The sequence below is a fragment of the Arcobacter cryaerophilus gv. crypticus genome (genome assembly GCF_002993025.1).
GTDB lineage: Bacteria > Campylobacterota > Campylobacteria > Campylobacterales > Arcobacteraceae > Aliarcobacter > Aliarcobacter cryaerophilus_B.
Genome location: NZ_NXGI01000040.1, coordinates 1 through 324 on the forward strand (window position 1 = coordinate 1; position 324 = coordinate 324).

At 35.2% G+C, this 324-nt stretch carries 1 pseudogene; it reads left to right on the plus strand.

Annotation, left to right across the window (positions count from 1 at the left end):
• Positions 1-324 (plus strand): annotated as a pseudogene (gene glyA / locus CJ670_RS09690) (serine hydroxymethyltransferase); the annotation flags it as partial.

Below are 324 nucleotides of genomic sequence, written 5' to 3' on the forward strand. Positions count from 1 at the left end.
CCAGGACTTCAAGGTGGACCACTTGTTCATGTAATTGCTGCTAAAGCTGTTGCATTTAAAGAGATACTTGATCCAAAATGGAAAGATTATGCAAAACAAGTAAAAGCTAATGCAAAAGTACTAGGAGAAGTTCTAGTAAGTAGAGGTTATGATATAGTAAGTGGTGGAACAGATAATCACTTAGTTTTAGTATCTTTCTTAAATAAACCATTCTCAGGAAAAGAAGCAGATGCAGCACTTGGAGATGCAGGAATAACTGTAAATAAAAATACAGTTCCAGGTGAGACAAGAAGTCCATTTGTAACATCAGGAATTAGAATAGGA